This is a genomic window from Pseudomonas sp. ASL4 (genome assembly GCF_056680395.1).
Map to the genome: position 1 here is coordinate 5321607 of NZ_CM155280.1, position 11991 is coordinate 5333597.

At 62.1% G+C, this 11991-nt stretch carries 13 protein-coding genes; 7 read left to right on the forward strand and 6 right to left on the reverse strand.

The genetic code is table 11. The annotated features are described in order from the left end of the window. Positions 1–53: 53 nt before the first annotated feature. Positions 54–752, forward strand: coding sequence for a dienelactone hydrolase family protein (locus AC1MEW_RS24060; protein ID WP_322268197.1), 699 nt, complete (start codon positions 54–56; stop codon positions 750–752). Positions 753–804: 52 nt separating this feature from the next. Here AC1MEW_RS24060 and AC1MEW_RS24065 read toward each other — a convergent pair whose 3' ends face one another. The 5 genes from AC1MEW_RS24065 to AC1MEW_RS24085 form a co-directional block, all read right to left on the reverse strand. Next, complete coding sequence (locus tag AC1MEW_RS24065; RefSeq protein WP_480423813.1) at positions 805–1161, reverse strand: copper-binding protein; 357 nt, start codon at positions 1159–1161, stop codon at positions 805–807. Then, positions 1158–4316 carry an efflux RND transporter permease subunit gene (locus tag AC1MEW_RS24070; RefSeq protein WP_480423814.1) on the reverse strand — a complete coding sequence of 1053 codons (3159 nt, stop codon included), beginning with the start codon at positions 4314–4316 and terminating at the stop codon, positions 1158–1160. Before AC1MEW_RS24070 ends, AC1MEW_RS24065 begins: the two co-directional genes overlap by 4 nt. Continuing rightward, on the reverse strand, positions 4313–5536 hold the full coding sequence (locus AC1MEW_RS24075; protein ID WP_480423815.1) for an efflux RND transporter periplasmic adaptor subunit: 1224 nt from the start codon (positions 5534–5536) through the stop codon (positions 4313–4315). The genes AC1MEW_RS24070 and AC1MEW_RS24075 overlap by 4 nt, the downstream gene beginning before the upstream one ends. After that, entirely contained in the window at positions 5533–6789 is a 1257-nt protein-coding gene (locus AC1MEW_RS24080; protein ID WP_480423816.1) for a TolC family protein, read from the reverse strand. Before AC1MEW_RS24080 ends, AC1MEW_RS24075 begins: the two co-directional genes overlap by 4 nt. Positions 6790–6884: 95 nt before the next feature. Next, entirely contained in the window at positions 6885–7226 is a 342-nt protein-coding gene (locus AC1MEW_RS24085) for a hypothetical protein (RefSeq protein WP_480423817.1), read from the reverse strand. Positions 7227–7769: 543 nt separating this feature from the next. Between AC1MEW_RS24085 and AC1MEW_RS24090 the strand changes: the two genes are divergently transcribed. The 5 genes from AC1MEW_RS24090 (at position 7770) to AC1MEW_RS24110 (ending at position 9968) form a co-directional block, all read left to right on the forward strand. Next, on the forward strand, positions 7770–8090 hold the full coding sequence (locus AC1MEW_RS24090; RefSeq protein ID WP_322268195.1) for a YXWGXW repeat-containing protein: 321 nt from the start codon (positions 7770–7772) through the stop codon (positions 8088–8090). 91 nt (positions 8091–8181) lie between these two features. Next, positions 8182–8763, forward strand: coding sequence for an RNA polymerase sigma factor (locus AC1MEW_RS24095; protein WP_322268194.1), 582 nt, complete (start codon positions 8182–8184; stop codon positions 8761–8763). Next, the gene (locus tag AC1MEW_RS24100) at positions 8760–9194 is read left to right on the forward strand and encodes a hypothetical protein (protein ID WP_322268193.1); all 435 of its coding nucleotides are present in this window, start codon (positions 8760–8762) and stop codon (positions 9192–9194) included. The genes AC1MEW_RS24095 and AC1MEW_RS24100 overlap by 4 nt, the downstream gene beginning before the upstream one ends. After that, a complete protein-coding gene (locus AC1MEW_RS24105; RefSeq protein WP_322268192.1) occupies positions 9191–9664 on the forward strand; it encodes a periplasmic heavy metal sensor in 474 nt (157 codons plus the stop codon). The genes AC1MEW_RS24100 and AC1MEW_RS24105 overlap by 4 nt, the downstream gene beginning before the upstream one ends. Positions 9665–9755: 91 nt before the next feature. Continuing rightward, positions 9756–9968: a YXWGXW repeat-containing protein gene (locus AC1MEW_RS24110; RefSeq protein WP_322268191.1), complete on the forward strand. Its 213-nt coding sequence runs from the start codon at positions 9756–9758 to the stop codon at positions 9966–9968. Between the two features lie 317 nt (positions 9969–10285). Here AC1MEW_RS24110 and AC1MEW_RS24115 read toward each other — a convergent pair whose 3' ends face one another. Further along, positions 10286–10909 carry a cell wall hydrolase gene (locus AC1MEW_RS24115; protein ID WP_480423819.1) on the reverse strand — a complete coding sequence of 208 codons (624 nt, stop codon included), beginning with the start codon at positions 10907–10909 and terminating at the stop codon, positions 10286–10288. Positions 10910–11062: 153 nt separating this feature from the next. On the opposite strand from AC1MEW_RS24115, the gene AC1MEW_RS24120 reads away from it, so the two are divergent. Further along, positions 11063–11914, forward strand: a complete 852-nt coding sequence (locus AC1MEW_RS24120) for a CAP domain-containing protein (RefSeq protein ID WP_480423820.1) — start codon at positions 11063–11065, stop codon at positions 11912–11914. Positions 11915–11991: the final 77 nt, after the last annotated feature.

Sequence of the window (11991 nt, forward strand, 5' to 3'; positions counted from 1 at the left end):
ACACCCACTTAATAAGCTGCAACCTCCCCCCACTTGCGAAGACAGGAGCCACCATGAGCGTGACCACCCAATGGATCGAAATCGATAGCCCCGAAGGCAAATTCGGCGCTTACCTGGCCATCCCCCATACCCAAAAAGGCCCGGGGATCGTGCTGATTCAGGAGATTTTCGGCGTCAACGAACACATCCGCTCGGTCGCCGAACAATATGCGGCCGACGGCTACCTGGTGATTGCACCGGATCTGTTCTGGCGCAGCGGCCCGCGCATCGAGCTGGGCTACGACGAAGCCGGCTGGAAACGTGCGGTTGAATTAATGAATGCCACCGACGTGAATGCAGCTCAAGCCGACATCAAGCTAGCCATCGATGCCCTGCAAGCCCAACCGGGCCTGGATGGCGGCATCGCGTCCATCGGTTACTGCTTCGGCGGCTTGCTTTCGTACCACACCGCCGCCAACGGTTTCGTGGACGTGGCCATCGCCTATTACGGCGGCGGCATCCAGAACCAGTTGGACCGTGCCGATGAAATCGAGGTGCCGTTGCTGATGCACTTCGGTGAAGCGGACAGCCACATCTCCCTGGAAGCCGTGGAGAAAATCGCCGAGCGTTTCGACACCAACGACAACGTTGAAATCGTCGTGTATCCGGAAGCCGAGCACGGTTTCAACTGCTCGCACCGCGAGAGCTATAACCAGCGTGCAGCGGTTGAGGCTCACGGCAACACCCTGATTTTCCTGGGTATGGAACTGTAATACCGCTCAACCGGCGGCGCGAACCTGGTTCGCGCCGCTGGCTGATGTCACGTTACTTCGCTAAATCAATCGACACGAGCGTCGCTGTCGATCCCGCCAATTGAAACTCGAAATTCACCTGATCCCCGACCTTCACCCCGGCCAATTGCGCGTCGGTGGCCCGAAACCCCATGGTCATGGGCGGCCATTGCACCGCCGGTACTGCGCCGTGGGCGATGGTGACTGTGTGCTTCTCACTATCAATCGCCTTCACCGTCCCGGCAGCCTTGGCCACCGGTGCTTGCGTGGCCGGCTGTTTCGCTGGCGCGTCGTCCATCTTCATCCCTGGCATCCCCGGCATGTCCTCGGCATGGACAGCAAAAGATAGCGCAACGACGGTACTTGCTACGGCAATCAGAGTCAGTTTCATTGGATATTTCCTTCAGTAAGAGTGGGTTTAACAAGCAACTGACGGCGGCGCATCAAGCGATACGCAGCCGGAATGACAAACAGGGATAACAACGGCGCGGTGACCATCCCGCCGACCATCGGCGCGGCAATGCGGCTCATGACTTCGCTGCCGGTGCCGCTGCCCAGCAAGATCGGTAACAGGCCGGCGATGATGACGGCCACGGTCATGGCTTTGGGGCGAACCCGCTGCACTGCACCCTCGCGGATGGCCGCCACCAGCCCCGAATCGGTACGCTCGCCCGCGTCTTCACGCTCGGCCCAGGCGTTCTTCAGATAGAGCAGCATGATCACGCCAAACTCGGCAGACACCCCGGCCAATGCAATGAAGCCGACCCCAGTGGCCACCGATAAATTGAACCCCAGCCCATAGAGGAACCAGGCGCCGCCCGCCAGCGCGAACGGCAGCGTGGCCATGATCAGCAACGCCTCGTCGAACCGGGCGAACGTCAGGTACAGCAGCACAAAGATGATCAGCAGCGTGGCCGGCACCACTAGTTTGAGCCGGGCGTTGGCCCGTTCCAGAAACTCGAACTGCCCGGAGTAGCTCAGGCTCATGCCCGGCTGCAACTTGACCTGTTCACTGACGACCCGACGCAAGTCGGCGACCACTGAAGCGATGTCCCGCCCGCGCACGTCGATGTACACCCAGCCGGACGGTCGGGCGTTTTCGCTCTTGAGCATCGGCGGGCCGTCCGTGACCACTACTCTCGCCACCGTACCAAGGGTGATCAGGCTGCCCAGCGGCGTGGAGATCGGCAGTTGCTCCAGCGCGCCCACCGAGTCACGCCACTCACGGGGGTAACGCACGTTGATCGGGAACCGCGCCCGGCCTTCGATGGTTTCGCCGACGTTTTCACCGCCAATAGCTCCCGAGACAATTGCTTGCACATCGGCAATGTTGAGGCCGTAGCGAGCAGCCGCCTGACGGTCGATATCGACATCAATGTAGCGCCCGCCGGTCAAGCGTTCGGCCAGCGCCGAACTGACCCCCGGCACGCCTTTGGCCGCGCGCTCGACCGCCTGGGTGACGGCATCGATCTGCGCCAGATCGCTGCCGGCGACCTTGACCCCGATGGGGCTCTTGATGCCGGTGGCGAGCATGTCGATACGGTTGCGGATCGGTGGAATCCAGAGGTTGGTCAGCCCCGGCACCCGAACCACCCGGTCCAGTTCTTCCACGAGTTTTTCCGAGGTCATTCCCGGACGCCACTGATCACGGGGTTTGAACTGGATGGTGGTTTCGAACATCTCCAGTGGTGCCGGATCGGTCGCGGTTTCGGCACGACCGGCCTTGCCGAAAACGTGTTCGACTTCCGGCACGGTCTTGATCAAGCGGTCGGTCAGTTGCAGCAATTGCGCGGCTTTCTGCGCCGACAAACCCGGCAGCGCCGAAGGCATGTAGAGCAAATCCCCCTCGTCCAGGGGCGGAAGAAACTCGCCGCCCAGGCGCGACATCGGCCACAGCGCGCTGACAAACACCAGCAAGGCCACTAACAGGGTGACTTTCGGCCAACGCAATACCGCGTCCAGCGCCGGTTGATAGACCTTGATCAGCCAACGGTTCAACGGATTCTGCTGTTCATCCGGGATCCGCCCGCGAATCCAGTAGCCCATCAACACCGGCACCAGCGTCACCGCCAACCCCGCCGCTGCCGCCATGGCGTAGGTCTTGGTGAACGCCAACGGACCGAACAGCCGCCCTTCCTGCGCCTCCAGCGTAAACACCGGAATAAACGACAACGTGATGATCAACAGGCAGAAAAACAGCGCCGGCCCGACCTCCACGGCCGCTTCGGTCATCACCTGCCAATGCCGCTCGCCCTTCAGCGCTTCCCCCGGATGACGCCGGTGCCAGGCCTCGATCTTCTTGTGTGCGTTCTCGATCATCACCACGGCAGCGTCGACCATGGCGCCGATGGCAATCGCAATCCCGCCCAGGGACATGATGTTGGCGTTGATCCCTTGATGACGCATGACGATAAATGCAATCAACACCCCCACCGGCAGCGAGATGATCGCCACCAGCGCCGAGCGCAGATGCCACAGGAAGATCCCGCAGATCAGCGCGACGACGATGAATTCCTCGATCAGTTTATGGCTGAGGTTTTCCACGGCACGGTCGATCAACTTGCTGCGGTCGTAGGTGGTGACAATCTCCACGCCGGGCGGTAGGCTGCTTTTGAGCTGATCGAGTTTGGTCTTGACCGCGGCAATGGTTTCCCGGGCGTTCTTGCCACTGCGCAGGATCACCACCCCGCCGACGGTCTCGCCCTGGCCATCGAGCTCGGTGATGCCACGACGCATTTGCGGGCCGACCTGGATCGTTGCCACCTCACCTAGGGTCACGGGTACGCCGCCGACACCGAGCTTGAGGGGAATGGCGCGAAAATCATCGAGGGTCTTCAAATAACCGGAAGCGCGCACGATGTATTCGGTTTCCGCCATCTCCAGCACGGCGCCGCCGGTTTCCTGATTGGCCTTGCCGATGGCCTCGGTCACCTGGGCCTGAGTAATCCCCAGAGTGGCCATTTTCAGTGGATCGAGCAGCACCTGATATTGCTTGACCATACCGCCGACGGTGGCGACTTCCGCGACGTTGGGCAGGGTCTTGAGCTCGAACTTGAGGAACCAGTCCTGCAGGGCCCGCAGTTGCGCCAGGTCATGTCCGCCACTGCGATCCACCAAGGCGTACTGGTAGATCCAGCCGACCCCGGTGGCGTCCGGCCCCAACGCCGGTTTGGCGCTGGCCGGCAAGCGACTCTGGACCTGGCTCAAATACTCCAGCACCCGGGAGCGCGCCCAGTACAGGTCGGTGCCATCCTCGAACAGCACGTACACAAAGCTGTCGCCGAAAAACGAATAGCCGCGCACCGTCTTCGCCCCCGGCACCGACAACATGGTGGTCGCCAGCGGATAGGTCACCTGGTTCTCGACAATTTGCGGCGCCTGGCCGGCGTAGGGTGTGCGGATGATCACCTGCACATCGGACAGGTCCGGCAGTGCATCGATGGGCGTACTTTGAACCGACCACACACCCCAGGCCATGACGAACAGGGTCGCCAGCAGCACCAGAAAACGGTTGGCCACAGACCAGCGGATCAGTGCGGCAATCATGGCTGGCCTCCGGTGTTGTCCAGGGGCCGGGCGCCAATGCCTTTGAGGCTGGCGTCGGAATCGAGCAGGAACTGCCCCGAGCTGACGACCTTCTGCCCCTCCTCCAGTCCCTTGATCACAGCGGTTCGGCCAGCGTTTTCCGATCCTGCCTGCACCTCGACCGGACGGTAGCGCCCGCCGTCTTCAGCAAGCATCACCAGCACCCGCTTGCCGGTGCGAATCAACGCCTCGCTCGGGACCCAAAGCATCGATTGTCCGTCCGTATTGTTCATGCGCACCTGCGCCGTGAGGCCCGGACGCAAGCGGCCGTCAGGATTGGGCAGCTCTACCCGCACGCTGACGGTGCGGCTGTCGGCCGTGGTTTGCGGCAGGATCGCGCTGACGGTGCCGCGCAGGATGGTGTCCGGATAGGTCGCCAGCCTGGCCTCGACCGTCTGACCGATCTGCACCGAACCGGCAAGTGATTCCGGCACCGCCACTGCCAGCCAGACGCTGCTCAGGCCATTGACCCGCGCCAGTGTCTCGCCGACAGCCAACGTCATGCCGGCCCGCACATTCAGTTCCTGCAACGCACCGGCAATCGGCGTGGTGAGAGTCTGATTCACGTGAACCTTGCCACTGCGTTCAACCTCGGCAATCAACGCCGCCGGCATCCCGGTCAGACGCAGACGCTGGCGTGCCGCTGCCAGCAGCCCGGCGTCACCCATGCGCTTGAGCGTCAGAAACTCCTCCTGAGCCGCTGCCCATTCCGGCACCAGAATGTCCGCCAACGGCGCGCCCGCCTTGAGCACATCCCCCGGAGCCAAGGCATACACCCGCTCGACGAACCCCGGTGCGCGCGCCTGAATTACTGCCACTTCGCGTTCGTTGTAGGCCAGCACCCCTGACGCTTCGACGCTGGACGCCCGTGCGCCACGGGTGACCGTCGCCAGGCGAACGCCGAGGTTCTGGGCCACGCGGGGGTCAATCTGGATCGAGGCAGTGTCCGCCGCGCCGGCGGCGTAGCGCGGCACCAGTTCCATGTCCATGAAGGGCGATTTGCCGGGTTTGTCGAATTTCTGCTGCGGGTACATCGGGTCGTACCAATACAGCGCCTTGCGCTCGTCCTGAGCCATGGTCGCCGCCTCGACCGATACGGGTTTGTGCGCCAGCCAATAGCCGCCGACAGCCCCCAATGCCAACGATAAACCGACCCACAGAACACCTTTATAAAGGCTCATTGGCCAGCCTCCCCGTAGGCGAAATACAGCCGGGCGCTGGTCAGCGCTTTCTGTTGGTTGACGTCGATCTGTTTCATCTGCGCGTCGATCAGTTCACGCCGGGCAGCGACCACTGCCGACAAATCACCTTTGCCGGCGCGATAACTGGCCAGGGTCAACTCGGCTTTTTCCTTGGCTAACGGCAGCAAGCTTTCCTGGGTTCGTCGCGCTGCACGGTCGAGGCGCTGGTAGTCGGCCAGTTGTGTTTCCAGTTGCTCGGTGTGCTCACGCAGTTGTGCCTCGCGCTCGGCCTCCAATTGATTGAGTTCGGCATGCCGGGCAGCGATCTTCGGGTTTTGCCGGGTCTCAGGGAACAGCGGCAGATCGAAAGTGAACTGCACGCTGACCATGTCGCCGAACTCACGTCCGCGCTTCTGGTAGTCAAGCTCCCAGCTCCAGTCCGATTGTTTGTCGGCTTCGGCTTCGCGGACTTTGGCCTGGGCTTCGCGGGTCATGGGGCCGAACGCGGCCAGGGCCGGATGATGCTCAAGTTTGTGGGAGTAACCCAAGGTATCGATGGGCCATTGCGGCCAGTTGCCGGAGGGTTGCTCATTAGCGGCGGGGCCGATCCAACGTTTGAGCGCGGCGCGGGCCTGGGCACGCTCAAGCTGCAACTGGTCCTGTTGTTCGTCCAGTTGCGCAGCTTCCAGCTTGGGCGTGACGGCATCGGCAGGCTGAGCGCGACCGCTGGCAATCTGGGCGCGGACGGTGTCGCTCAACAGTCGATTCTCGCGGTAGAACTGCTGGAACAACGCCTGCTTGAGTTCAACCGAGTAACTGCCGATCCAGGCCAGCGCCGTGGCCTGGCGCACGTTCAGGCGTTCGACCCGACCTTGGGCGGCCGCCAGATCAACCGCTGCGTCGGCAACTTCGGTACGCGCTCGACGTTTGTCACCGTTGGGCATTTCCTGCCTCACGCCAACCATTTGCATGGTCATGAAATCGTGATCGAGGGTTCCGCGGTCGGGACCGCCTACCGGGAAGTTCTGCACGCCGAGCAATAGCTTCGGGTCGGGCAGTTCACCGGCCGGGATCGCGGCGCTTCTGGCCGCCTGGAGCTTTTGCGCCTCGGCGGTGAGGGATGGCGCGTTGTTATCGGCCAGCCGCAAGGCTTCATCGAGGGTCAACGGGGCAGCAACGCACGGCAAAGCCAGTACGCTTGCCGCCAGGGCAGCCGCCAGCGGCCACCTTGTGCGGGAACACATGGAGTTCATGTTTATGATTCCTGTAAGGATCCACTGCGCGCTTTAAAAAGCGCACAGCAACGCCATTTCGCGCAGGCGAAACGGGGCTTAACGGGGAACAGGAATCAGATGCGCGGGGGTCGCCATACCCCGGACGGGGTCTTGACAGGCAGCACGTCGACAAAGAACGTCGCTACCACGGGGCTGAACATATTAACGGGGGGTTGCGTGATGAACACTTGCAGCATGCCGCCGGTCTTGCACTCCTGACCGGGCTTGCAAGGCTTGCCGTGATCAGACGGCATGCCCTTGTCCTGACAGCAGTCCTTGCCCATGTCACCCATCATCGACATGCCCATCGCTTTCATCGGGCAAGGTTCGGCGGGTGCCTGAACGCCCGCCATTCCACTCAAGGGAAGCGCGAGGCTGATCAGGAAAATGAGGCAAAACCGCAGATAGCGTTTCATGGGGCTGGAGTCTAGCCGCAGGCAACCGCTCTTACAATTACATCGTGCCCATGATTGTGCGGCCTGGAACGATCAGGCCACATCCTGCTTTTGTGGCGAGCGAGCTTGCTTGCGCCGGCCTGCACAGCAGACCCTGATGAGAGCGCTGTGCACTCAAGCGCGAGCAAGCTCGCTCGCCACAGACTCAGTTCAACTCAATTCAACTAAACCCAGTTCACCCAACTCAACGCACCTCAACAGCGTCATACCGCCAGCAGCAACGGTGCGGATGCCCCCAATAGACGCAACCGTTCAAGGTCAGGAATACGGCTACACAGGCAAACAGTTTCAAAGGGCGGGACATGGTCGATTCCTCTTGGGTCAATCATAAATGCCGGCACAAAACGCTGCGCTGGCGGTTATTGATTGAACGGGTTGCCCTCCGATATCCGTCGCGCCCCAACCTGAAAAAAATTTCATATTCCGTGCGACGGATCTTTTGCCGATCCGGCGTTCAACTCATCAGCAACATCCACTTTCGGATGCAAGCCTTGAGGAGTTGTCATGAAAGTTGTGCACCCCCTGATCAAGTTGCGGCAGATTTTGCTCATTCCCCTGGCGCTGGCGGCGCTGGCGAGCACGCCGGTGTTTGCTCAGCCCGAGATCATCATTCGCCAGGCGCCACCGCCCGTGCGCATGGAGCAGGTGCCCATGGCACGTCCCGGTTATGCCTGGGATAACGGCCACTGGCGCTGGGACGGTCGCGGTTATGTCTGGGCGCCCGGTCATTGGCAGCGGATGCACCACGGCGGACGCTGGATGCCCGGTCATTGGGAAGCGCGCGGGCCGAACTGGTACTGGATCGAAGGGCGCTGGGTACGTTGATCCCACGGGTGTATCGGCACGGGACGAACCGGGTTCGTCCCCTTCCCTGCCCGGCACAATCTGATCCCGCCACCGGACCGAGAGCTGTCATTTGAACGAAACTGATCCGGACGTCGAGTTGTTGGCCCGTATCGGCAACAACGAGGCACAGGCCGTCAACGAGATGGTGTCGCGCAAGCTGCCCCGTCTGCTGGCACTCGCCAGTCGTTTGCTGGGCGATGCCGATGAAGCGAAAGACGTCGCTCAGGAAAGCTTTCTGCGGATCTGGAAACAGGCCGCGAACTGGCGTAGCGGGCAGGCACGGTTTGACACCTGGTTGCATCGGGTCGCGCTCAATCTGTGCTACGACCGCTTGCGCAGTCGCAAAGAACAACCCCTGCCAGACAACGATGAGTTGCCCGAGCCGGTGGACCCTGCGCCGCTGCCGGAAGAGCAACTGGAAGCCAGCGCGCGCAACGAACTGATGGCGGCTGCACTGGCCGCGTTGCCCGACCGCCAGCGCGAAGCCATCGTGCTGACTTATTACCAGGACCTGTCGAACATCGAGGCGGCGGCGCTGATGAACATTACCGTCGATGCACTGGAAAGCCTGCTGTCGCGGGCACGGCGCAACTTGCGCAATCATCTGGTCGATGCCCACGACCCCGCGCGCCTAAGGAGGGGAAAAAGATGACGCCCGAACGGTTCACTCATCTGGCCGATGCCTACGGCGCCGACCTGCAACGCTGGCCCGCCTCTGAGCGCGCCGGCGCTCAGGCGTTACTCGCCGAGGGCAACGCCGAGTTACTTGAAGCCTTGAACCAGGCGCGCTGGCTCGATGGTCTGCTCGATAGCCATCGGGTCGCCGCACCGACGCCGGAGCTGATTCGGCGCATCGTCGCATCAGCGCCAGCGGCCGCACCGCCGTCGTTCTGGGGCCGGCATCCGGGCTGGCTGTCACGTATCGGTTTCGTCGGCGCTGGCCTGGCCGGCATTGCGGCGGGGATGCTGGTGGTTTCATTGGGCCTGCCGTTGCCGAGCTCATCCGAAGCCCTGCCCAGCATTTTTGAGCAGAGCGATGCCGATATCGTCATGAGTATCAACGCCGAGGAGAGTGACCAGTGACCCAGCCACCCAAGCATTTCAAAGCCCTGCTGGCGGTGTCGCTAGTGCTCAACGTGTTCCTGATCGGCGGCGCGGTCGGCGGTTACTATCAGTGGCACAGCCAGGCCAAACCCGCGCTGGTATTGCCGCAACACGGCGTGCGCCAGGTGATGTTGCAGTTGCCGCCCGCCAAACGCCATCAACTGCGCCAGTTGCTGCGCCAGACTCGAGACGAGAATCAGGCATTGATCGCCGCCAGCCGCGATGCGCGGCTCGACGTGGTGCGTCAGCTACAAGCGCCGACGCTGGATCGCGCCGCGCTGGACAGCGATCTGGCCAAGGCCCGTGACGCGGACATCACGCTGCGGGCGAAGGTCGACGCCAACCTGGCGGACTTCGCCGCCACATTGCCGGCCAAAGAGCGGCAAACCCTCGCTGATTCGCTGTATGCGCGGGGTAACGCCAAGGGCAAGGCCGCCAACAAGAATTAGCCGCTGGCGACGGATTTTCCGTCGGCCGACGTTAAACCTTTGCGAGCCTGCCACTCAGGCGCTCGCAAGTATGAAAACCAGGAATCCAGCCATGCTGCGAACATTCAAGACGCTCATCGTCGCCAGTCTCACGGCGATTACCCTGTCAGGCTGCATCGTCGAGCCAGCACGCCCGCACCGGCCGCCGCCGCTGGTTGAAGTCGTGCCGGTCATGCCGGCACCGGGTTACCACTGGGTAGCCGGGCATTATCGTTGGGGGCACAATCAGTGGATGTGGGTGCCGGGGCATTGGCGGGCTTACTGAATAGGCGCTGATGGCCCCTTCGCGAGCAAGCCCGCTCCCACATTGGATCTGTGTCGGTCATACATCCTCTGTGGGAGCGGGCTTGCTCGCGAAGGCGGACTGACAGTCAGTGCAGATATTGCACCCTCGCCGATAACCCATCATTTTTTTCGATCATACAAATCACCAAAGCGAATTTTTCATTTCGCCTCGACCTGTTCACGATAGCCGCTCCCCTAACCGCTCGGACGACTCTCTCATGAACTTCAATTTGGCGATTGCCTGCATGATCGTGGTGTCTTTCGCCATTGCGCTGAGTCACGTCTGAGCGAGAAACGCTACTTCGCCGAACCGTCATGGGGTTTGTAAAACGTGAACAGCCCGACCTGGGCGGTTTTGATGTATTGATGCGCCCAATTCGGCTTCACCGTCCTGTCATGGAAATACATCGCGCCGTGGGTGCGATCCGGTAGCTGTTTGTTCAGCGCCTTTCTGGCGATTTCCTTGGCGATCGCGTAAGGCGCTTCTTCCTGGGCCGTGTCTGGCTTGCCGTCACACCACCAGGAAAACTGGCAGGCATGCTTTTCCGAGCCTTGCTTGACGATCCCGCATACCGTATCCGGAAAGCCCTCGTGCCCGAGGCGATTCATTACCACGTTGGCAACGGCCTCCATGGCGGCGGAGTCCTTGCCTTTGGCCTCCCAATAAATGGAGCGGGCCAGGCAGGTGATGGCCTCGTCCATTGGCGCGGTGCCCGTCGGGTCGACGGCCTGGACTTCGGACTGAGTGATGGTCTCGGCCTTTTTCGGCGCCGGTGCTTCACCGCCCTTCTCGGCCGCTTTCTGTTCCAGGACCTGGGCCTTGTCCACCGCGACTTCTTTTTTTTGCTCCTGGTCATCAGCGATGACCTGGCCTGCAAGCAGGGTAAGGGCGAGGCAGGTTGCTATCCACGGGAGGCGCATGATGGGCAGGCTCTGTAGGACGTCGATGGCCGACTTCGCTTAATTGTAGCCGGCAAATCGCGCCATCAAACGCCCCACAAACGGCAAAAACCCGTTGCCCTGTGAGGGGCGAAATCGCGCATCATGGGCGCAGTCCGTTCAAGGGGGATTTTCATGCGCGTTCTATCATCCGTTTTGCGTGTTGCGGCGTTGTCGTCGGGCCTGGTGTTTGCCACGTCGGCCCTGGCCACTGACGAGACGCAGTTGGTTCAGTCGATCAACACCTATCGCAGCCAGGCACAGCGCTGCGGCGGCCAGGCTTCGCCGGAGCTGCCACCGCTGGCAGCCGATCCGCGCCTGATCCTGCCCGCCAGCGGCGCCGTTGACCTGCAGCAGTCGATGGCCCGTGCGGGCTATCCGATGGTCAACGTGCAGGCGATCACCCTGTCCGGCCCGCGTGATGCGCAGTCGGCCATGAAGGCTGTGCAGGAGAGCTTCTGCCAAGTGGTGCTGAACCCGCAATTCATTGATGTCGGGGTCAGCCGCTCCGGCAGCGAATGGCGCATTGTGCTCGCTCGTCCGCTGTTGAGCGGGCGTCTGGGCGACGCCTCGGCCGAAGGCCAAAAACTCCTCGAACTGCTCAACGCCGCCCGCGCCCAGCCGCGGCAGTGCGGCGGCCAACCGTTTGCCGCCACCGCGCCACTGGCCTGGAATGCCACGCTGGGCACTGCCGCCGAAGCTCACAGTCGGGACATGGCCAACAACAATTACTTCGACCACAAGGACCGCACGGGCGGCACGCCGGGCGACCGCGCTGAACTCGCCGGCTACAGTTACCAGCAAATCGGCGAAAACATCGCCGCCGGGCAAGACACCATCCGCAAAGTCGTCGATGGCTGGCTCGGCAGCCCAGGGCACTGCGCCAACCTGATGAACCCGCAGTTCCGTGAACTGGGCGCAGCGTATGCGGTGGACCCGAAGAGCGATGCGGGGATTTACTGGACGGCGATGTTTGGTACTCAATAAATCTCCAGCGCACTCCTCCCCCTGTAGGAGCGAAGCTTGCTCGCGAAGACGGCGGCACATCCTGCGACGATGTGACA